This window comes from Nocardia sp. NPDC058480 (assembly GCF_042720495.1).
Lineage (GTDB): Bacteria > Actinomycetota > Actinomycetes > Mycobacteriales > Mycobacteriaceae > Nocardia.
The window spans coordinates 458,395-479,710 of sequence record NZ_JBHXMN010000005.1 but is presented as its reverse complement, the minus strand read 5'-3'; the positions used below and the strand labels follow the sequence as shown (position 1 = coordinate 479,710).

Here is a 21,316-nt window from a genome sequence, read left to right as displayed (position 1 = left end):
CAGACGCTTACCCATCGGGCCGCCGACATGTACGTTTCGCTGGAACTGGCTCGCAGCATGAACCTGTACGCGTCGATGTCGCTGGCCGACGGCACGGCAGCCCTGTTCGCGGTGCCGCCATGACAAACGTCATGGCATCCGTGTGACCGCGTCATGGTCAAATCATGATGCCGTGCACTGTTTTTCGTCATGCTCCAACGGTCAAGCTTGTCAGCGTGAAGGTACGAGCGCACACTCTGACGAGGAGAACGACATGACCATCTCCGATCGGCACTCGCACAAGCCCGAACAGGCCGACCCGACCCCGGGCCCTACTCGACAACTTCGGTGGCACGAAGGGCATGATCTACACGGTGGTGCCGATCGTCGTGTTCGTAGTCGCTAATGCCCTTGTCGCACTGCCCATCGCGATCGGAACGGCCGTTGTCGTCGCGCTGGTTCTGACCGCATTGCGTGCGATCAACGGCGAGCCGATCGCACAGGCAAGCGGCGGACTCGCGGGCGTCCTGGCCGCGTGCACCCAGACCCCGCTGACGATTTCGATCGCGGGCGATCCGACCACTCCCTACGCGGGTGGCATCAGCCTGGCGAAGACCCTCGGCGGCAGGATGCTGACAGGCGAGGGCGAACGGCACACCATCGCCTCGGTAGGAACCAGCAAGTGTGTCGACGATATCGTCGCGGCGTACCTCATCGACCTCGAAACCTCACCGGCACAGGCGCGCTGCGCATTGTGACCGACGAAATCGGGCGAGACGTGTACGAGGATATTCTGGCTCACGATTCAGCCCCTCGAATCCGCTGTTCGTGCTGAATCGCACCGCATCGTGAATTACGTGCGGGTGGTGATGCTAATTCTCGTTCCCGTATGAACAAATTTGCGCGGCGGTCGTCGGGTATTTCTCCCCGAGGGTTCGCTGACGGCAACTGCTGGTGTGAGCGATGATGTTGTGGTGAGTACCGAGAGTATGCCGACCAACGCTCGCCCGAAGCGCCGCAACGGGCCGCGGCTGCCGCCGGATGAGCGGAGAACCCAACTGCTCGACGCCGCGCTTCGTGTCGTCGGTGATGCGGGGCTCGCGAACTTGACGATGCAGGCAGTCGCCAAGGAGGCGGGAGTCGCCAAGCCGGTGCTGTACGCGATGTATCCCTCGGCGCCGGAGTTGGTGGCGCATCTGCTGCACCGCGAACATTCACGGGGAATGGGGCAGGTCTTCGCGGCCATGCCGCGTGACCTGCAGGAATCCGATCCCGACCGGGAGTATGTCGCGGCGGTGATGGCTTTTCTCGAATCCGTCGCCGCGGCGCCTACCCGCTGGCGCCTGATTCTGTTGCACAGCGATGGCGCGCCGACCGATTATCGCGAGCTACTCGGTGCGGCTCGCGACAAGCTGCTCGATCAGTGTGTCGAGCTGTTGACGGCGGGTTTCGCCGTGCGCGGTGGCCCACGCGAGGCCGACGTCGAACTGATCGCGCACGTGATGCTCGGGTTCACCGAAGTGCTGGGCCGGATGGTTCTGTCGGATCCGCAACGCTTTCCGCCCGAAAGATTGCGTGCCACTGTGCGATCCATGGCCCGCACCTTGCCCAACGACCCCGACGCCGCCACTGTTCGAGACAGCGACCGCGGTGCTCGATCTGATTGAGCGGCACGCCGAAAACTATCGGTGAATCCGCTCACCGCGCACGCGGTGAGCGGATTCGTTCCGGTCGACTATCGTAGGTCGATATCGGCGATGATCAGCACCGGCCAGGCGATTACCTCGCCGATGAGGGAGAACACCCGGTCGAGTCCGTGTAAGTCGCCCAAATGGCTGTCGTGCGTGATCAACCAGATCACACCGATCGTGAAATAGGGGACGCCCCCGGCGATTGCCAGAAACATCATCTGACGGATACTGATCTGTCGTTCCATGAGTTTCGTCAACACTGTTGCTCTCTTTTCCCTGTTCAGGCGATGTCGCCGAGGATCGGCTGTGACTCGATGAGCCCCTCATCGGAGGGTGGTAGGCCCTCGCCGAGCACGCGATTGCGCTGTTTCGCACGAAGTGCGTGGTGGGCTTGCGACGGGATGTCGTATCCGTAGGTTTTCTGCGCCTGTCGGGGTGTCATCGTCACCGGATTCTTCGGCACTACCCCGAGCAGCATCGGTGCCGCCACCGGCACGGTCGTGGGGGAGATCAATTGCAGCAGTAACAATTGCAGCCGGGTGTTCACACTGACCACTGTCATCGCTGCGCTCAGCCAGGGGACAACGAGGAGGTCCAGCACCCGTCCGCTCGGCAACCCGGCCATCTCCCGCATCCAGCGTGGCATCGTGGCCAATGTTCCACGCCGGAGGAATGCCGCGACGATCTTGAACAGTGGTCGCAGCACGAGCGGCATCGGCGGCAGCATCACCTCGGCGTCGAGGAGATGATTCATCGCCTTCTTGGCGATATCGGATCCGATGAGTTCTGGCCGCATGCGTTCGAAGTACTGTGCGACACCCTCGCGAGTGCGGGGAATATCTGCTGTATCGCAGGTTTGGAGTTCGGCGGCACGCGCGCATTCGTGCCAGTACTGGGATTCGTCGTCCGCGCTGAGCCGCCCCGGCCCGAATTTCTCGTAGGCGACCAGCAGTGAGTGCCACGCGGTGAGGTGAATCCACAGCTGTGATTGCGGATCATTCGCGTCGTAGTACCGACCTGTCACCGGATCGATTCCCACTGCCTTGGAATGGATCTTCACCAAGACATCGGCGGCGGCGGCCGTTGACCGGCTGTCGGCGAACATCACCATGGCGAAGTAGCGCAATGTCCGGTCGTAGCGGGTGCGGGGGCGGCTATAGATCGCACTGGTCTTATCGACCGCTGCGATCAGTGCGGGGTCGAGTTCCTCGATGACGACCGCTCGCTGAAAGCCGATGGTCAATCCGGTCGGGTAACTCCATACCCGCCACGCGACGGAATCGGGTCCGAAGAAGCCGTAGTCCTCGGCCGGTTCCACCGCCGGTAGCGACAACCAGGTTCGTAATGTTGCCATGCGATTCTCCCCAAAATTCTTGCTGTCGATCGCGAGTCGGTCGAATCAATTACTACTCGCGTGTAACTTTCAAGTAAGACAATATCAGTGCATGCTGCGAGCCGCTACGGGTCGCGCGGCATTTTTCGGCCGGAATTCGAACGAGAAGGCCGGAAGGGCAACCCATTTCACGACCGGGAGACCATTGTGGTGCACCGGAGCTCCTGTCGATCAGTGCGACAGGGTCGGGGTGCTGACTTCGCTGACCAGCCAACGGTCGGCGTCTTTGCGCAGCGACATGCTCACCGAGAGCTGGCCGGGCGCGGGCGCGCCCTTGGTGCCGAGGCTGGTGATGGTCTGATCGATGACGGCCACCGCTGTCGCGGAGGTCTCGTCGGCGGACTCGATGGCGCAGGTGACCTTGCCGACCGTGGAGACCACCTGTCCCTGGGTGAGCACATCGCGCAGATCCCTGCTGGTGGCGTCGAATTCGGTCTTCCAGCTGCCGGTGGCGCCCGCCAGCACCGCGGCGAAATAGGTGTCGAGATCTTTGGCGTCGTAGCGAGCCAGCGTCGGGGCGTAGGTGCAGGCCGCCTGGAGCGCGGACTCGCGCGCCTGTTCGCGGGCGCGGATCCGGTGGTTGTCCACGGCGAGTAAGGACGCGACGGCGACGGCGGCGGTCGTGATCACCGCGGCCGCCGGGATCATGAAGCGGCGGAGGGCATTTCGCCGAGATCGCGCAGTCGGTTCGGTGGTTTCGGAGGTCGAGTCGGCGGTGGTCGGTGGCTGGATATCGGTGGTCATGGGTACGTCCTCGATAGGTGGGAATCAGTTGGCGGGCAAGGGGACCGAGAGCTCGTCGCCGGTGATGCCGGGCGGTGGGCCCGAACCGTTGTCGGGTCCGGCGGGGCGCGGTGCGTTGGCCGATCCGCGGACCTGCAGCTCGGGATGGCTGGTGACGCAGTAGTTGTAGAGCCGCCCGCGACCGTCGGAGACCTCGGCCGGGGAGACCGGGATGGTCTCGTACTCGCAGGTGGGACGCGGCCAGATGTCTGCCATGGTGTGGAAGGCATTGTCGTGGGCCGGAACTCCGAGGGCGACTACACCGGCTCGTAAGGCGGGAAACAGTGCCGACATGGCTGGGGTTCGCAAGCGAGCCGCTCGGGTGATGGCGACGAAGTTGGTCACCAGGCTGGTGAGGGGGTCGCTGGTTTCGGTGAGCACGCCGCCGAGTGTGGTGAGCCTGCCCGGACCCTCGTCGAGGAGTTCGCGCACCTCGTGGTCGGCGGCGTTCATCTGGTCGAACAGCGCGCTCGACCCGCGCACCAGGGTGGCGAGGTCGGGCTGGGCGTGTGCGGTGGTGTCGGCGATGACCCGCAGATTGCGAAGCAGTTCGGTGGTCTGCGGGAGCAACCCGGTGAGGCCGGTCATCGCCTGGCTCAGACCGCTGATCACAGTGCGCAGGACATCGGGGCCGCCCTGCAGCGCGCGATCGAGTTCGTCGACGATCACGGTGAGCCGATCCGGGTTCATTCCGGCGATGAGGGCTCCGGTGTTGTCCAGGAACGAGTCGATCGTGACCGGAGTGCTCACCTGGTCGGCGGCCACAGTCGCACCGTCGGCGAGGTAGGGCGCCTCGCCGGTGGTCGGCCGGAAGTCGAGGTACTGTTCGCCCGCGGCCGAAAGACGCCCGATCGCTACCGGTGAACCAACGGGAATCGCTGTGGCGCTGTCGATCTCGGCCTCGGCGAGAATGCCCGGACCGTCGAGTGCGATGGCGCGTACCGCGCCGACCCGCACCCCGCGCACGGTGACATTGCTGTGGGGGAGCAGGCCGCCGGAGCTGTCGAGCTGGACCCGCACGGTGTAGGTCGTGCGCAGTGGCCGCACGCCGACGACATCGATGGCGATGTAGCCGGAACCGATGACGAGCAACCCGATCATGCCGAGCATGGCCCCGGCTGTCTTGTGGCGCTCGGCCCAGCGTGCCAGCGCGACGACCAGGGTAGCGGCGCGCGCGATCATCGATGACCTCCCTGCAGCCGGCCGAGCACCCGGGCCAACACCTGGGAGAGACTGCCGATGAACGCGGTGACGTCGGTGCCGTCGGGCAGCCTGCTGCCCTCGGTGTCGGTGAGCGCGCCGATGTCCAGATACGAGATCCGTGCCGCGACAGCCAGACTCGACCCTCGCATCGACGCCCGGGCCACCGGGCCCAGTGTGTTGAGCCTGTCCAGCGTGGTGCCCAAGTTGTCCCCCATCCGGGTGAATCCGGTCATCAATCCCTGCACGCTGTCGAACAGACTGAGGAATTCGGGGCCGGTGGTCGAGGTGAAATCGCCGAGCGCGGCGGTGACCGTGGACACCTTCGTCGTGAGATCGGTGATGGCGCGATTGTTCTCGGCGATCACGGCGATCAGATCGGGGAAGGTATCGGCTGCCTGACCGAGTTCGGCCTTGCGGGCGCGCAACGTGGAGGTGAGCCCGTCGAGTCCGTGCAAGACCGAATCGATCTGCCCGGTGCGCTGATTCAACGCGCTCAGCGTCGCGGTGAGTTCGGTGAGCAGGTGCGACAGCTGGGGTCCGCGTCCGCCGACGATCGCGTTCAGTTCCGAGGTGATGCGGGCGACCTGGTTCATCGCGCCACCGTCGAGCAGCATCGACATCGCCATCATCAACTCCTCGACCGAGGCGCCCGCCGAGGTGTGCTCGCGGTCGATGACATCGCCGTCGGCGAGCAACGGAGTGCCGGGGCGGTGCGCTGGCAGCACGATGGCGACGTGGATGTCGCCCAGTGGAGTCGGCTGCCGCAATTCGGTGCGGGTGCCCTGCGGCAGTGCGATATCGCGGCGCACCTCGAGCTCGACATCGGCCAGGAAGTTCGTCGTATCGATCCTGGTGACGACTCCGACGTCGGTGCCACCGATCTTGACCCTGGCCCGTTCGGGCAGGTTGAGCGCGTTGTCGAACACCGCGTGCAAGCGGTAGGAGGGCCCGTCGACACCGGGGCGTGGCAGCGGGACGTTGTCGACGGTGACCGTGCACGAGCACAGGCTGATCGCGGCCAGCGCGGTGACGGTGAGGCGCGTGGTTCTGTTCATTCGGAGAGTCCCAGCAGTGCGGCAGTCAGACCGAAGTCCGGACCGAAGTCCATGAGTTTGCCCGTCCGGCAGCCATCGGCGCGCAAGGCGACCCGCTCACACAGCAGCGACAGAGTTTCGTTGTCCAGCAACGATTTGTCGGTGAGCAGATGTAGCCGCAGCGCCTGCTGGTCGGTGCTGACCGCGCGGGCGAAGTTGTCGGCCATCAGCGGCGTCACATCGACGATCTCGGTGAGCCCGCGTGCGTTGTCGCGCATTTGGCCGGTAATGGTGACCAGGCGGTTCACCGCGTCGGTGAGTGGTACCCGATTCTCGGCCAGCACCGTGGAGGTGTTGGCGATGAAGTCGTTCACCTGGGTGAGGACCGCGGCCAAGCCCGGTGCCTGCTCGGCGAGCAGGGCGACGAGTTCGGTCAGCCGGCCGCTGAAGTCCCGGACGGTCTGGTCGTTTCCGGCGATCATGGTGGTGAGCTCGTTGAGTTCGACGATGGTGCGTGAGATCTGGTCCTTATTGGCCAGCGACACCTCGAATGTCGTGGAGAGGACGTCGAGTGTCTCGCGGATGCGATCCCCGTTGCCGTCGAGCATCGGGAACAGCACCCGGCTGGCCATCGGGCCATTGGCGTTGTCGCCCTTCAACGCTTCGCCGAGTTGTTCGAAGTTGCGCAGGATGCGGTCGAGTTCGACCGGAGTCTTGGTGCGCGCCAGCGGTATGTGGGCGCCGTCGGCGAGAGTGGGCCCTTCGCCGATGTAGGCGGGAGTCAATTCCACGTGCCGGTTGGTGATGAGCTGGGGGGAGACCAGGGCGGCCATGGCGTCCGCAGGCAGCTCGACGCCTGGCTCGATCGTCATCCGCACTTCGACGAAGGCGCCCTTGGGCACGATCGCGTCGACTCGCCCGATCGGGACGCCGAGGACCGAGACGTCATTGCCGACGAACAGGCCGGCGGCGCCTTCGAAGTCCGCGGTGAGGTGGATGGCGTCGGGGCGCAGCGACACTGGGATCGAGGAACAGCCCGCACCGATGCCGGTGACGATCACCAGCGCGAGGCATTGGAGCACTCTGCGCATCATTTGCACCCTTCTACCGCGTCGGCCAGACACAGCCAGTTGTCCGGGAAAATCCACGGCAGGTAGATGTCGCCGTAGGGTCCCTGCGCGAACGAGTTGTTGAATTGGCGGACCGCCACCGGCATCACCTGATACAGCGCGTCGAGGTGTTCGCGGTTCTTTTCCAGCCCTTGCGACATCGTGTTCAGACTGTGGATGAGCGGGCCGAGCCTGCCGCCGTCGTCGACGCCCATGTCCTGCAGGATCTTCGAGGCGGCCGCGATGTTGTCGAGTAGCGCTCTGATCAGATCGCGGCGCTGGATGACGGAGTCGCCGATCGCCTGGCCGTTGGTCAGCAGCACCAGCACGCTGTTCTGGTTGTCGGCGATCAGGCCGGAAACCTGATCCATGCTGCCCAGCAGCTGGTCCACTTCGTCACGCCGGGAGGCGATCACCTTGGCCAGCGCGCCGACACTGTCGAGCGCCTGGGCGGTGAGCTGCGGTGAATCGCCCAGCTGCGTGCTCACCGCGTCCAGGCTCGCGCGCAGCGCGTTCGGATCGAGTCGTTCGAGATGCTCGAAGGAATTGCGATACTTCGGATCGTTCACGACCTTGGCCAGGTTGTAGGGAACGGTGGTGGCCGACAACGGGATACGTGAAGCTGGTAGTGGCCCCTCGGTCCCCGGATCGAGCTCGACGTGCATCTTGCCGAGAATGGTCGACATCTTGATCGCCGCTTTCGCGTCGTGCCCCACGCCGAGGTCGGGCCGCACACTCATCGTGACCAGCACGCGGTCGCGTTCGAGCCGCACGGCGGTGACCGTGCCGACTTCGATTCCGGCCACATCGACGCTGTTGCCGGTCCGCAGGCCCGCGGCCTGGGCGAATTCCGCGTGGACGGTGTCCTCGCCGAGGTGTGCGCGGGAGAGGATCCCGGATCCGAGGACGAGCACGATCACCGTGACCCCGGCCGCGATGCCGAGGGTGAAGTTCCGGCTGCGGAACGCATCGCGCAAGGTCGTGAGGACAAGGGAGAACAGGAATTTGATCATCGGCAGACTTCCGAGTGTTCGTTGCCGCCGACCTGGGAGAACATTCCGTGGGGAAACAGCACGCCCCACAGCGAGACATCCAGGCTGCAGACATAGGTATTGACGTAGGTGCCGTTGCCGCTGATCCGGGCGAGCCCGGCAAGGATCAGCGGGAGTTCGATTGCCGACTGATCGAGGCGCGCACGTTGGACAGCAGCAGGTCGACGCCCTCGCTGGCCTGTCGCTGTGCCTGCGCCATCCCCGGTGCGACCCTGGTGATGAGGTCGGTGAGTTTCGTCGTCGACTCGGCGATGCCGGTGACCGAGCCTTTGAGCACCTCGCCTTGTTCGTACAGCCCGCTGACCAGGGCACGGGACTGGGTGATCAGGGTCTCCAGCTCGCCGCTGCGGTTGGCCAGGCTGGTGATGACATCGCTGAGGTTGGTGATCACCGCGCCGAGGATCTCGTCGCGTTCGGAGAAGGTCGTTGCCAGCGCGGCGGCCTGGGTGATCAAGGCCGACAACGACACTCCGTCACCCTGCAGCGCCTGCACCAGGGTTTCCGACAGTGAGTTCACCTCGTCGGGTTGCAGCAGGCTGAACAGTGGTTCGAAGCCCGACAGCATGGTGGAGACGTCGAACGATGATTCCGTGCGCGCCAAGGGAATCGAGCCGCCCGCGGGTAATGGTTCACCCGCCGATTCGCCCACGGCCAGCGCGACGTAGCGCTGGCCGATCAGATTCTGGTAGCGGATCAGCGCTTTCGTGGTGGTGCTCAGGTGCTGGCGGGACTGTACGGACAGGGTCACCTCGGCATTGCGGCGGTCGACCAGGTCGATCGCGTCGACCCGGCCGACGCGCACGCCGGCGATCCGCACGTCGTCGCCGGTGCGCAAGCCGAGCACGTCGGTGAAGGTGGCGCTGTAACGATGGGTGTCCCCGGGCACCGAACGCTGCAAGGTCGACCAGATCGTGTAGGTCGCGATCATGGACAGTGCGACGAAGGCGGCGAGACCGAAATGGATAGTACGGGTGCGCATCTCAGTGATCTCCTGATGATGGTGGTGCGACCGTCACGGTCGCCCCGGTGAGGACGGCGCCGAGCAGCAGCTGCTGGGTGGTGTTCGGGCGCTCGCCGAGGAACGCGGCTACCGCGGCGGGGCCGGTGAGCGCGACCGGTCCGGCTCGGTGGCCGGGTTGCGGAGCCGAACTCGCCGGTGCGGTGATGCCGGGGATCACCAAACCGGGTAGCGAGAGTCCGGGGATGATCGGCAGCGCCGGAAGATTCGGCAGGGTGGGCAGGGCCGGCATGGTGGGAATCGGCGCAGGCCCTGCGGAAGCCAGCCAGCCGGGAATCAACTGGGCCGGATAAGACTGTGGTGCAGCCGAATCCGGGATGCTGCCGGTATCGCACCGTGGTCCGGCCTGGCTGCCATAACGCGGGCAGTCGGCCGCCGTGTACTGGCGGAACGGCGTGAACGAGACCGTGACGTCCCACTGCATCTGCTTGCTCGGCCCCCAATGGAAGACGGTGGCGAGGCGACTCAGGGAATCGCCGAGCGCGGTGACGGTGTCGGTCAACGCCGACGGATCCGCCGCGAGCGCGCCGAATGTCTCGTCCAGTCCGACGACGAGCTCCTTGCCCGCGTCCGGGTTCCGGGCGAACAAAGCCTGGGTCGCGTCGGTGGCCGCGCCTGCCGAGGTGAGCAGATCGATCACCTGATTGCGGCGAACGGTGATCGTGTGTGCCGTCTGCACCGATTTGCCGAGGGCATCGGCGAGTTCGGGTGCCGACTGATTCACTGCCGCGGTGGCCGCGCCGAGGTCGCCCAGCAGATCGCCGATCCCGGGCATCGCGCGGACCTCGGTGATCCACCGGTCGAGGCGCTCGATCGTGGAGCCGGGCAGCCGGGCGTCACCGTCGAGTGCCTCGGCCAGGGTGGCCAGCACCCGGGCGAGTTTGGCGGGCTGGATGCGATCGAGGACGTCACGCAACGTGGTGAGCGTGGTCTGGAGGGCCACGGTGGCGCGGCTGGTGTCCTGCTCCACGACAGCACCCGCGCGCAATGGCGTCGCGGCCGGGCCGTTGTCCACGAGTTCGATCGAGGTGACGCCGAAAATGTTGGCAGGCACGACACGAGCCGTCACCGAGGCCGGGATGGCCGAGGCAGCGGCAGGTTCGAGGTCGAGTTCCACCCGCTGGCTCAGCCCCTTCTCCGCGATCTGCACCTGCGACACCGCGCCGACCAGCAGTCCGCGGAAACGCACGTCGGCGCGGGCAGGTAGCCCGTCGCCGGTGCTGGTCATCCGTGCCGTCACCGCGACGGTCTCCTCGAAATGGCCTGCGTAGCGCAGACCGAGCAGCGCGACAACACCGGAAAGGCTCAGCGTCATCGCTACACCGGCCACACTGAGCCGCCCGCGCGACCAGCCGCGTCCACTGGGATCCGGATACATAGCAGTCCCCCTATCCGGAGATCCGGATACCGGAGTCGACGCCCCAGATCGCGAGTGTGAGAAGCAGATTGAGGAAAACGACGACGATGATCGTCATCTTGATCGCGCGCCCGGCCGCGACCCCGACGCCTTCCGGTCCGCCCGCGGCGATGTAGCCGAAGTGGCATTGGATGAACGTGGCGACGAGCACGAACGCGACCGCTTTGAGGACCGAGTAGACGATGTCGCCCGGGTCGAGGAACTGGTGGAAGTAGTGGTCATAGGTGCCGATGCCGTTGCCCCCCAGGAAGAACGCGGTGATCTTGGTGGTGAGGTAGGCGGTGGCCATGCCGACGCTGTAGAGCGGCAGGATCGCGACCGCGGCAGCCAGCATGCGGGTGGTGATCAGGTAGGGGAGCGGGCGAATCGCCATCGACTCGAGCGCGTCGATCTCCTCGGCGATCCGCATCGAGCCGATCTGGGCGGTGAACCGGCAGCCGGCCTGGGCGGCGAAGGCGATGGTGGCCAGCAGGGGCGCCAGTTCGCGGGTGGTGGCGAAACCGGAGATCGCGCCGGTGAGCGGGCTCATCGTCAGCAGATCCAAGGCGGAATGCGATTCCATTCCCACGGTGATACCGCCGAAGCCGCACAGGATCAGGATCACGCCGACCGTGCCGCCACCGACCACCAGCGCGCCGTTTCCCCAGGTGACGTCGACGATCAGCCGAACAACCTCTTTGCGGTAGTGCCGAAGGACGAACGGGATCGCCAGCAACGTTTCCACGAAGACGACGCCCTGATGTCCCAGTCTCGCGTTGGCCTCGGTGATCGGGTCGGTCGCGGCCTTGACCGCGCGGAGCGGACGCAGCAGGGGCGGTAGGTAGTTCGTCATGTCACAGCACCTTGGCGGGGAACAGGGTGTTGTAGATCTGGGTGAGCGCGATATTGGCGGCGAACAGCACGATCGCCGAGCTGACCACCGCGGAGTTGACCGCGTTCGCGACACCTCCCGGTCCACCCTTGGTGTTCAGGCCGCAATCGCAGGCGATGATCGCGGTGAGTGCGCCGAATACCGCTGCCTTCACCAGCGCGACCAGCAGATCGCTCGCGACGGCGAACGAGGCGAAGGTGCTGATGTAGGAACCGGGTGTGCCGTCCTGGATGTAGATGTTGAACAGATAGCCGGTGGCGAAGCCGATGAACACCACGAACCCACACAGCAGCACGCTCACCAGCACCGCGGCGAGCAGTCGCGGCGCGACCAGCCTGCGGACCGGATCGACGCCCATCACCCGCATGGCATCGATCTCCTCGCGGATGGTGCGGGAACCGAGATCGGCGCAGATCGACGAGCCGACCGCGCCCGCGATCATCAGGGAGGTGACCAGCGGCGCGCCCTGGCGGATGATGCCGAGGCCATTGACCGCGCCGATGAAGGTCGTCGCGCCGACCTGGCTGACCAGCGAACCGATCTGGATCGAAACGATGGCCGCGATCGGGATGGCGACCAGCAGAGTCGGAGTGGCTGAGACACCTGCCATGAATGAGCTCTGACGGAGGAATTCTGCCATCGGAAAGCGCCGGTGAACCAGTGCCCGGACTAGCTCTGCGGTAGCTTGCCACGCCATGGTGACCTGTCGGCCCGCGGTCTCGGCCGACTGTCGCGGATGATCACGCCACCAGTCGAGACAGAACCTGACGATGAGTTCGAAATCCGTTGTAGCAGCTACTTTGTTGTCTATCGATACCATGTCGATCACCCCGTGTTCAATGCGGTCGCACACTGTTCGACCGAATCTGACCGCTGATCCACACGGATGTTTACAAAATATCTACGCATCCGTAGTCAGCTGTCTGGGACTGTATCAAGCGGGTGCCACCGCAGGTGACGAAACGACGCCGTTGAGTACTCCGGCGGCTCGAGGCGCGAGATCCCACCCGACTATGCTGTATGTCAGGGTGGATAGTTTTGTGCCCTCGACGTGGAGGAAAACGTGGCGGCACGGAGCGGGACCAAGCAGAAGATGCTCTACGGCGCGGTAGAACTCCTGCGGGAACGGGGAGCCGCGGGAGTCACCGTCGATGCCGTCCTGACCCGTAGCCAGACTCCCCGCGGCTCGGTGTATCACCACTTCTCCGGTGGCCGGAATCAGATCATCGCCGAGGCAGTCGAACTCGCGGGCAACGCCATCACGGCGATCATCGACGAATCGGTGCGCGAGGGTTCGGTCGGCGCCCTACGACGATTCGGCGCATTCTGGACCCAGATCCTGCATGAGAGCGACTATGCGGCGGGATGTCCGGTGGTGTCGGTGACGGTCGGCGGATCGGAAGACGATCAGCAGCTGATCGCGGCTGTCGCCGACATCTTCCGGCGGTGGCAGGACGCGGTGATCCGCTCCTTGACAGCGGAGGGCGTGGAGCAGGCTCGCGCCGCCCGGCTGGCCACGATGGCCATCGCCGCGATCGAAGGCGCGGTCATCCTGTGCCGGGCCTCGCGCTCGACCGTTCCGCTCGACGACGTCGTCAGCGAACTCGAGGTGATGCTCGCGAATTCCATCCGCCCGCGGAAAGTGTGAACGTGCAGATCGGTGTCATGATCGGGCCGCGACTTCCGGTGCGGCCGATTTCGCTCTCGCGGCCGGCGTCTCGTCGCCGTGTGAACACCGGTGGCGCAGGACCTCGAACAGCTCGCGAGTCTCGGTAGGTCGAGCGCGGTCGGCGCGTAGATTCGACATCGCTGCTGATCGTGAGTGCTTCCTCAACGAAGGGATCGCCGTCATGAGCGTGTCGCCCCTGCCTCGCGGAAACCGCAGAGCATGTGCGGTGCTCGCGGTCGTGCTAGCTATCGCCACGGGCGGCTGCACTGCGCAGGAGAAGTCCGCGGACTCCCCGTCCTCGCAGGTCGAGAGTGCCGAAGCGTCGAAGATCGCCGACATCGTCCGCGCCGAGATGGCCGAACTCGACCTCAGTTCCGCGGTCTACGGCGCCTGGCGGGGTGCCGAGCAGCTCGCCCTCGGCGCGCTGGGCGGATCACCGCTCGGTGTGCCCGCGACAGCGGATATGCGGTTGCGGGTCGGCCAGCCCATGGAACCCATGCTGTCCACCGTCCTGTGGCGACTCGACGGACAGGGCGTGCTGAAACTCGACGAACCCATCGCTCGCTGGCTGCCCGACTTCCCGCGCGCCGACAAGATCACCCCGCGAATGCTCGCCGACAGCACCTCGGGGATCTCCGACTATGTGACCGAACCGGAGTTCCTGAAGATCTTCGGCGAGAACCCGATCCGCGAATGGACCGCACAGCAGCTGCTCGACCGCGCCAACGCCCGCCCACCCCTGTTCGAGCCGGGCACCAACTTCGGCTACGCCCACAGCGATCTGGTCGTCCTCGGCGAAGTCCTGCACAAGGCCGCAGGCAAGCCACTGGGCGAGCTGATCGCCGAACACATCACCGACCCACTGGGCATGCACGACAGCAAAGTCGTACTCGACCCACAGATCGACGAACCGATCCTGCACGGCTACACGAACGAACGAAACGTCTTCGAAGACTCCACCTTCTGGAACCCCACCGCCTTCCTGCACAGCGGCAACATGAACTCCACCGTCGCCGACGTCGGCCGCTGGGTCCGCGCCCTCGGCACGGGTGAACGTCTCACCCCGGAGCAGTTCCAGCAGATGATGGGTCCGTCGACCGCGGGCCTCGGCCCCTTCACCACCGAGAAATACTTCGCCTTCGGCGTGGTCCACCTCGCCGACTGGCTGTTCATGAACCCGTCCTACGGCGGCTACGACGGCGTTGCCTTCTACGACACGAAAACCGAGACAACCGTGGTCGTCTACGCCACCCTCGGCCCGACCTCCGATTCCAACAAGAACAACGCCGTCGGCATCGGCACGGCGATCGCCGCCCTTCTCGTTCCCGACCGCCCACCGATGGTTCCCGAGTAGCCGCGACGCGGCGATGTTTCCTCGAATTCGGCTGGGAATCGCCGCGCTTCGCGTGGTGTAAAAGTCCGGTTCGGTAGTGCATTCTGGCTGGTTTGCACTGTCCAGTGGTTGCACCGAACGGAGTCATCAGCTTTGACCTGCGGTTACATCACATTCTTGGTGTCGAATGCGTTAACCCGGTGTTGTGGTGAGATCGGGTCGTATAGTTCCACATTGAACGAACAGCATCGAGTCGGCGCTCGAGTCGCAGCGCCACAATGGGTTCGACAGTGAAATGCGTGCACCGGTGGATCTCGGCGAATCACAGGGGAATAGATGAATTCCACGCCAGCGGAACCCGCTTTTCGGGGTCGGGGATTCCACTTCGGTGGGGCGGTGGGGGCATTGGTGTTGGTCTGGTTGTCGCTGACGCCGTCGCTGTTGCCCCGAGGACCGCTGTTTCAGGGAATCGTCACCGGTGCCGCGGCAGCCTTCGGATACGGCCTCGGCCTCGCGGTCGCCGCGCTGCTGCGGTGGATGCTGCAACGACCGCCAAGGCCGACGCCGTCGGTGTTGCGGTGGGGGTTGGGCGTCGTGGCCTGCCTCGGATCGGTCGCGGTTCTCGCCTGGTATGCCGATTGGCAACGTGATCTGCGTTCGCTCATGGGGGTGAGCGGCCTTCCCTGGCACGCCTATCCGATCATCGTGGCGATCGCCGCCGTGATGTTCGCGGTATTGATCGCGGTGTCGCGGCTGTGCTGGGCGATGTCGCGATGGGTCGGTGGGCTGTTGGGGCGGGTGATGCCCACGCGCGTCGCGGCGGTGCTCGGCGGGGTGGTGGTGGCCGCCGTAGCTGTGGCCGCGGTCAACGGGGTGGTGGCCGACGTGGGGATGTCGATGCTCAACGAGACATTCAAGGCCGTCAACCAGGAGAGCTCGCCCGAGACCGAGGAACCCGTCATCGCGGAGCGTTCCGGTGGCCCCGGGTCGCTGGTGAGCTGGGACTCGCTGGGCAGGCAGGGCCGAATCTTCGTGTCCAACGGTCCGACCGCGCTGGAATTGACGGCATTCAGCGGACGGCCGGCGCGCGAGCCGATTCGCGTCTACACCGGCCTCGACTCGGCGGAGACGGTCAGAGCCGAAGCGGATCTCGCGGTTGCCGAGCTGCGGCGGGCCGGGGGATTCGAACGAGCGGTCCTCGGGATCGCGACCACCACCGGTACCGGGTGGATCAACGAGTCGACCGCCTCGGCGTTGGAGTATCTGGCCGGCGGTGACAGTGCGCTGGTGAGTATGCAGTACTCGTACCTGCCGAGTTGGCTGTCCTTTGTCGTCGACCAGGAACGCGCTCGACAGGCCGGTCAAGCATTGTTCGAGGCGGTGCACGCCGAGTGGGACCTGTTGCCGGTCGACCGTCGGCCGAAGCTGGTGGTTTTCGGGGAGAGCCTCGGATCCTTCGGTGGTGAGGCGGCGTTCTCCGGCATCCAGGACATGGCGGCCCGCACCGACGGCGTCCTGTTCGTCGGCCCCACCGCAACCAATCCGGTGTGGCGCGATGCCACCGCACGCCGCGACCCGGGTTCCCCGGAGTGGTTGCCGATCTACCGTGACGGGCACACTGTCCGATTCGTCGCAGGCGCACCAGATCTCGCCCGCCCCGACACCCCGTGGGCCACCCCCAAAGTGGTCTATCTCCAGCACGCCTCCGACCCGATCACCTGGTGGACGCCGCGGCTGCTGTTCCAGAAACCGGACTGGCTGAGCGAAGAACGCGGTCGCGATGTCCTGCCGAGCACCCGCTGGATCCCAGTGGTGACATTTCTTCAGGTGTCGGCGGACATGGCCGTCTCGGTCGATGTGCCGGACGGGCACGGCCACACCTTCCAGGCCGATATCGCCGATGCGTGGGCGGCGATCCTGTCGCCCGCCGATTGGACTATCGCCGACACCGAGCGTTTGCGAGAGATCCTGCGTGGCGCCGAATGAACGCCACCCGTCGAAAGGAGGACTCTGATGAACGATGCCGCCGGTAAGCGGTCCCTGCTGAGTCGCGTCTCACCAACCCAATGGCTCGCCATCGGGTTGAGCATCGTCGCCATCGTTTTCGTGGTGGAGAACAGAGGAAAGGTATCTATCGAATTCCTGTTGATCTCGGTTCGTTCCCCGATGTGGTTGATCCTGTTGGCGATGTTCCTCGTCGGCTGGGTCACCGGAGTTCTCACTACCCGTCGTTCGCACAAATGACAGGCTCGGCTAGCAGAAGTGAGGGATCGCTGTGTCCACACCGACATCCGACGCAAAGGTCGAGCAGGCCGTCAGCGCGTTGTTTCCGGACCTGTATTCCGAGTTGATCCGGTTGGTCCGGATTCCGTCGATCGCCACCGAGGGATATCCACCGGAGCCGTTGTTCCAGGCACATGACCTGGTCGTCGAATTGTTGCGAGACAGCGGCGTCGAGCAGATCGAGGATCTGCGGATCGAAGGCAAGACCGCGCCGGTCATCATGGCGACGATCCCGGGACCGCCCGGCGCACCGACTGTGCTGATGTACACCCACTACGACGTCGTCCCCGCTGAGGACCTCGAGCTGTGGGACACCCCACCGTTCGACCCGGTGGAACGCGACGGTGCCATCTACGGGCGCGGCACCGCGGACTCCAAGGCCAACATCATCAGCATCATCGGGGCCCTGCGCGCCTTCGGCGGCACACCGCCGGTCACCGTCAAGCTCGTGCTGGAAGGACAGGAGGAATTCGGTAGTCCCTTCGACTTCTATCCTGTCGAGAATCCCGGCCCGTTCCTGGCCGACGCGATGGTCATCGCCGATGTCGGCAGTGTCCGGCCGGGCGTACCGACCTTGACGGTGGCATTGCGTGGGTCGGCGCAGGTTACGGTAGCAGCGCGAACTCTGGACGCGGACAAGCACAGTGGTCTCTACGGTGGTGCCGCCCCGGATGCGCGGTTGGCGTTGATCCGGGCCCTGTCCTCGCTCCACGACGATGCGGGCGACGTCGCGGTAGACGGGCTTCGCCGCGAGGCGTGGACCGGCAACTCCTACACCGACGACGAGTTCCGTGAACTGGCCGAAGTGGTGGACGGAACGCCGTTGCTGGGTACCGGCGGGATCGGTGAACGGATCTGGTCGGGCCCGGCGATCACGGTGATCGGATTCGACGCGCCGGCACCCGATGCCTCGGTCAACGCTGTCGCCGGATCGGCACGCGCGGTCCTGAATGTGCGGGTGCATCCGGAGCAGGATGCCGCCCAAGCGCAAGCCGCGGTGATCGACCACCTCAGGGCGCTGCGTCCGTTCGGGATCGAACTCTCCGTCACCGCGGGCGAAGTCGGCAACGGTTTTGCCGCGCCGACAGGCGGTCCTGCCTTCGACGCGGCCGTGTCCGCGCTGGGGCAGGCGTGGGGCGCCGAAGCCGGACAGATGGCAGGCGGCGGCTCGATCCCGTTGGTCATGGCGCTCCACACCGCGGTCCCCGGGGCCGAGAAGCTGCTGTTCGGCGCGACCGATGGTTACGCCAACATCCACGGACCCAACGAGCGTGTGCTGCTCGACGAGGTGGCCAAAGCGACGCTGGCCAAGGCCTTGTTCCTGCGTGAGTACGGCGAGAACTTCGCCGCGGCGCGAAACGGAGCAGGTCGATGAGTGCCGGCATCACCGCTGAACCGACACCGGAGGTTCAGCCACGCAAGAAGTTCGAGTTCCCCGGCGCCGTCACCGTGTTGGCGATCGTCATGGTGCTGGTCTGGATCGCGGCCCTGTTCATTCCGGCAGGCAGATTCGGTACCGACGCCGACGGTGCGCCGATCCCGGGAACATTCGAGGAGGTCTCCGCGCCGCTGTCCTGGTGGGAACGGATCCAGCAACTGATCCTCGCCCCGGTCAACGGACTGTACGGAGTCCAGGACCTGACAACAGGTTTCGTCGACCCCGACAACCTGGGTCGGCTTTTCGGCTCGGTCGGGGTCGTGCTGTTCATCATGGCACTGGGCGCGTTCATCTCCGTCAGTTTCGCCACCCGCAGCCTCGAGGTCGCCGTCGGGCGGCTGGGTGCGCGATTGCGTGACAAGGCATGGCTGCTGATCGCGGTCATCATGGTGCTGTTCTCGGTGCTCGGCACGACCATGGGTTTCTCGGTGGAGACCTTCGGCTTCTACGCCTTGGTGATTCCCCTGATGCTGGCCCTTGGCTACGACCGGATGGTCGCCGCGGCGACCATTATCGTCGGCGCGCTCGTCGGCAATATGGCCTCGACGGTCAACCCGTTCTCGATCGGCGTCGCCTCCGGTGAGGCGGGCGTCTCGATCGGTGACGGTATCGTGCTGCGGTTCATCCTGTGGATTGTGCTGACCGCGGTCGCGGTCGCGTTCGTGCTGCGCTACGCCGCGCGGGTGCGACGAGACCCGGCCGCCTCGATCGTCGGATTCGGCGAGGAGCCAGATCCCGACGACGAAGCCGACAGCGCCCTGGACGAGCGGCTCAGCACCACCCAGAAATGGGTGCTGGCCATCACCGGGTTCACCTTCGCGCTGATGATCTTCTCCGTTATCCCGTGGTCGGCGATCTTCGGGGCAACCACCGGTCCCGCCGAATACGACCAGTATCACGAAACCCTCACCGAGCCTTACTGGTTCGAACTCAACTGGTGGTTCCCGCAGTTGGCGATGCTGTTCATCATCGCCGCGATCATCGTCGGCGTGGTCGCCAGGATGGGGGAGAAGCAGACCGTCTCGCTCATCACGCGCGGCGCAGGCGACATGGTCGGGCCCGCGATCGTCATCCTGCTGGCGCGCGGCGTCTCGGTCATCATGACCAACACCCAAACCCTCGACACCGTGCTCAACGCCATGGAGCAACTCGTCGACGGCGCCGCGGCCGGGGTGTTCGCGATCCTGGTGATGCTCGTCAATATCCCACTGGCGGTGCTGATCCCGTCGTCGTCGGGGCATGCCACGCTGGCGATGCCGCTGCTGGCGCCGCTGGGCGACTTCGCCGGCGTCAGCCGAGCACTGGTGATCACGGCGTTTCAGATGGGCCACGGACTCACCATGCTGATCGCACCGACCAATGTGGTCGTCGTGGGCGGGTTGGCGATGGCGAAAGTCGGCTATGACAAGTATCTGCGTTTCATCTGGCCGCTGATCGCCGTCAACTTCGTCATCGTCTGCGTGGTTCTCGCGATTGCCGCTGTCGTCGACTGACGTGCCCTTTCCTGCCAGAAGGAGAGCTCGAATGGACCTCGATGTGGGGAATATCGAACAAGCGGTCTCCACATACATTCCCCGCCTGCGCACCCTGAAATTCGGTTTGCTAATCCTGGCCGGACTCAGTGCCCTCGCCATCGTGCCCGCGAGCCACCTGCCCAACTACCGCCTAGCCGAAATCCCTGACCCGCCCCGCACCACCACACTCGACTCGACAGCAGCCCACCGATAGGCGACAACCGTTCACTCGATCCGCAACCACTCACACGGAGGCAAGATGCTGCACACCGACCTACCGACCCGCCGTGAAATCAGCACTCTCGCATCGACTCTCGTCTCGGCGTGTGTATCGATTTACACCCCGACCGAAGGAGCTCCGGCAAATCCCGACGCCCACCGCGTCGCCTTTTCCAACCAGGTCCGCGAAGCCTTGACCGCGGTGACCGCCTCCGATGCGCGTGCAGCATTGAGCGAGGCGTTCGACGACCTGATCAATGACGACGAATTCTGGCGCTACCAGTCGCGCACCCTGGTCGTGCTGGCCACCCCGACCAGGGCTCGGATCTACCGACTCCCCAATCGGCTCACCGAATCCACCACTGTCGGTGACCGATTCCAGCTCACGCCACTACTACGCTCGCTGACCTTCCCGCAGACCGCGTTCATCCTCGCCCTGTCCGACGGCGCTGCGCGCCTGGTGGAAGCAGATGCCGACCGACCGGCCGCCGATATCACTCCGAAGAGCATGCCGACCAGCGCGGCGGCTCATGCCGGCAAATCGTCGTTGGGTGATCGTGCGCCGAAAGGTCGTGTCCAGGGCAGCGAAGGCCGCAAAATGCGAGTACGCCAATATGCCCGCGCGGTGGACCAAGAGCTGCGCCCGATCCTCGCGGGTCGAGATACTCCGCTGATTCTGGCCGCGACCGAGCCGACCGCGGCACTGTTCCGTTCAGTCAACAGCCACACCGACCTGCTCGATGAAACCCTGCCCGGCAACCCTGAGCATCTCAGTGACGAGGAACTCGCCGCACGTGCCCGCGAGATCCTGGACCGCCACTACCACGCTGAACTCACCACACTGGCCGAACTGTTCGACACCCGACGCGGAGAGGGCCGAGCCTTGACCGACCTGGCCGATATCGCCCGCGCCGCGACGTACGGCGTGATCGACACACTCGTTGTCGACATCGATACCACCGTCACGGGTACCATCGCCGCCGAGGACGGTGCTGTGAACTTCGGGGAATCGGCCGAGAACGGTCCGGACATCCTCGACGAGATTGCCCGGCGCGCACTGCTGACAGACGGCCGCGTTCTGGCGGTACGCGGTGCCGAGGTCCCTGGCGATGGCCCCGCGGCCGCAATTCTTCGATACCAGATGTAGGAGCGGACGGCGGCTGGCAACGATCAATCAGCGGCGCACTCGGCCCTGTCGAACTCGATCTCACCGGAGCCGCGCAAACGCAATTCCCCGTCGAGTCGGCACGAACGTGCTAATGACCATGGCACTGGAATCGCAGGGTCTATCACGATCCGGCGACGATACC

At 65.2% G+C, this 21,316-nt stretch carries 20 protein-coding genes and 1 pseudogene; 10 read left to right on the top strand and 11 right to left on the bottom strand.

All coding sequences use genetic code 11. From position 1 onward, the window contains the following. Positions 1-266 precede the first annotated feature (266 nt). Positions 267-737: a DUF3159 domain-containing protein gene (locus ACFWO8_RS16500; RefSeq protein WP_378950965.1), complete on the top strand. Its 471-nt coding sequence runs from the start codon at positions 267-269 to the stop codon at positions 735-737. Between the two features lie 216 nt (positions 738-953). Continuing rightward, a complete protein-coding gene (locus tag ACFWO8_RS16495; protein WP_378950889.1) occupies positions 954-1,646 on the top strand; it encodes a TetR/AcrR family transcriptional regulator in 693 nt (230 codons plus the stop codon). 68 nt (positions 1,647-1,714) lie between these two features. Here the strand turns inward: ACFWO8_RS16495 and ACFWO8_RS16490 are convergent, their stop codons facing one another. From ACFWO8_RS16490 to ACFWO8_RS16440, 11 genes and pseudogenes are all read right to left on the bottom strand, one after another. After that, the gene (locus ACFWO8_RS16490) at positions 1,715-1,888 is read right to left on the bottom strand and encodes a hypothetical protein (RefSeq protein WP_378950886.1); all 174 of its coding nucleotides are present in this window, start codon (positions 1,886-1,888) and stop codon (positions 1,715-1,717) included. 62 nt (positions 1,889-1,950) lie between these two features. Further along, a complete protein-coding gene (locus ACFWO8_RS16485) occupies positions 1,951-3,024 on the bottom strand; it encodes an oxygenase MpaB family protein (protein WP_378950883.1) in 1,074 nt (357 codons plus the stop codon). Between the two features lie 210 nt (positions 3,025-3,234). Further along, complete coding sequence (locus tag ACFWO8_RS16480) at positions 3,235-3,807, bottom strand: hypothetical protein (protein WP_378950879.1); 573 nt, start codon at positions 3,805-3,807, stop codon at positions 3,235-3,237. Positions 3,808-3,831: 24 nt separating this feature from the next. Continuing rightward, positions 3,832-5,028, bottom strand: a complete 1,197-nt coding sequence (locus ACFWO8_RS16475) for an MCE family protein (RefSeq protein ID WP_378950876.1) — start codon at positions 5,026-5,028, stop codon at positions 3,832-3,834. Beyond that, positions 5,025-6,104, bottom strand: coding sequence for an MCE family protein (locus ACFWO8_RS16470; protein ID WP_378950873.1), 1,080 nt, complete (start codon positions 6,102-6,104; stop codon positions 5,025-5,027). Before ACFWO8_RS16470 ends, ACFWO8_RS16475 begins: the two co-directional genes overlap by 4 nt. Further along, a complete protein-coding gene (locus ACFWO8_RS16465) occupies positions 6,101-7,177 on the bottom strand; it encodes an MCE family protein (RefSeq protein WP_378950869.1) in 1,077 nt (358 codons plus the stop codon). Before ACFWO8_RS16465 ends, ACFWO8_RS16470 begins: the two co-directional genes overlap by 4 nt. Then, entirely contained in the window at positions 7,174-8,205 is a 1,032-nt protein-coding gene (locus tag ACFWO8_RS16460; RefSeq protein ID WP_378950866.1) for an MlaD family protein, read from the bottom strand. Before ACFWO8_RS16460 ends, ACFWO8_RS16465 begins: the two co-directional genes overlap by 4 nt. Then, positions 8,202-9,223: pseudogene (locus ACFWO8_RS16455) on the bottom strand (MlaD family protein). Before ACFWO8_RS16455 ends, ACFWO8_RS16460 begins: the two are co-directional and overlap by 4 nt. 1 nt (position 9,224) lies before the next feature. Beyond that, positions 9,225-10,640: an MlaD family protein gene (locus ACFWO8_RS16450; RefSeq protein ID WP_378950863.1), complete on the bottom strand. Its 1,416-nt coding sequence runs from the start codon at positions 10,638-10,640 to the stop codon at positions 9,225-9,227. 10 nt (positions 10,641-10,650) lie between these two features. Then, a complete protein-coding gene (locus tag ACFWO8_RS16445; protein WP_378950860.1) occupies positions 10,651-11,511 on the bottom strand; it encodes an MlaE family ABC transporter permease in 861 nt (286 codons plus the stop codon). A 1-nt stretch (position 11,512) separates the two neighbouring features. Continuing rightward, positions 11,513-12,370: an MlaE family ABC transporter permease gene (locus ACFWO8_RS16440; protein ID WP_378950857.1), complete on the bottom strand. Its 858-nt coding sequence runs from the start codon at positions 12,368-12,370 to the stop codon at positions 11,513-11,515. A gap of 243 nt (positions 12,371-12,613) precedes the next feature. Between ACFWO8_RS16440 and ACFWO8_RS16435 the strand changes: the two genes are divergently transcribed. The 8 genes from ACFWO8_RS16435 to ACFWO8_RS16400 all read left to right on the top strand — a co-directional run bounded on the left by ACFWO8_RS16435 (position 12,614) and on the right by ACFWO8_RS16400 (position 21,153). Further along, positions 12,614-13,198, top strand: coding sequence for a TetR/AcrR family transcriptional regulator (locus tag ACFWO8_RS16435; protein ID WP_378950854.1), 585 nt, complete (start codon positions 12,614-12,616; stop codon positions 13,196-13,198). A 202-nt stretch (positions 13,199-13,400) separates the two neighbouring features. Then, entirely contained in the window at positions 13,401-14,573 is a 1,173-nt protein-coding gene (locus ACFWO8_RS16430) for a serine hydrolase domain-containing protein (protein WP_378950851.1), read from the top strand. A gap of 315 nt (positions 14,574-14,888) precedes the next feature. Then, positions 14,889-16,538, top strand: a complete 1,650-nt coding sequence (locus ACFWO8_RS16425; RefSeq protein WP_378950848.1) for an alpha/beta hydrolase — start codon at positions 14,889-14,891, stop codon at positions 16,536-16,538. A 27-nt stretch (positions 16,539-16,565) separates the two neighbouring features. Then, on the top strand, positions 16,566-16,796 hold the full coding sequence (locus tag ACFWO8_RS16420; protein ID WP_378950845.1) for a hypothetical protein: 231 nt from the start codon (positions 16,566-16,568) through the stop codon (positions 16,794-16,796). 31 nt (positions 16,797-16,827) lie between these two features. Further along, positions 16,828-18,210, top strand: coding sequence for a M20/M25/M40 family metallo-hydrolase (locus tag ACFWO8_RS16415; RefSeq protein WP_378950842.1), 1,383 nt, complete (start codon positions 16,828-16,830; stop codon positions 18,208-18,210). Beyond that, positions 18,207-19,766 (top strand): YfcC family protein, encoded by a 1,560-nt coding sequence (locus tag ACFWO8_RS16410; protein ID WP_378950839.1) that lies wholly within the window; start codon positions 18,207-18,209, stop codon positions 19,764-19,766. The genes ACFWO8_RS16415 and ACFWO8_RS16410 overlap by 4 nt, the downstream gene beginning before the upstream one ends. Before the next feature lie 31 nt (positions 19,767-19,797). Then, complete coding sequence (locus ACFWO8_RS16405) at positions 19,798-20,001, top strand: hypothetical protein (protein ID WP_378950836.1); 204 nt, start codon at positions 19,798-19,800, stop codon at positions 19,999-20,001. Positions 20,002-20,046: 45 nt separating this feature from the next. Then, positions 20,047-21,153, top strand: coding sequence for a hypothetical protein (locus ACFWO8_RS16400; protein ID WP_378950833.1), 1,107 nt, complete (start codon positions 20,047-20,049; stop codon positions 21,151-21,153). The last annotated feature ends 163 nt before the right edge of the window (positions 21,154-21,316 follow it).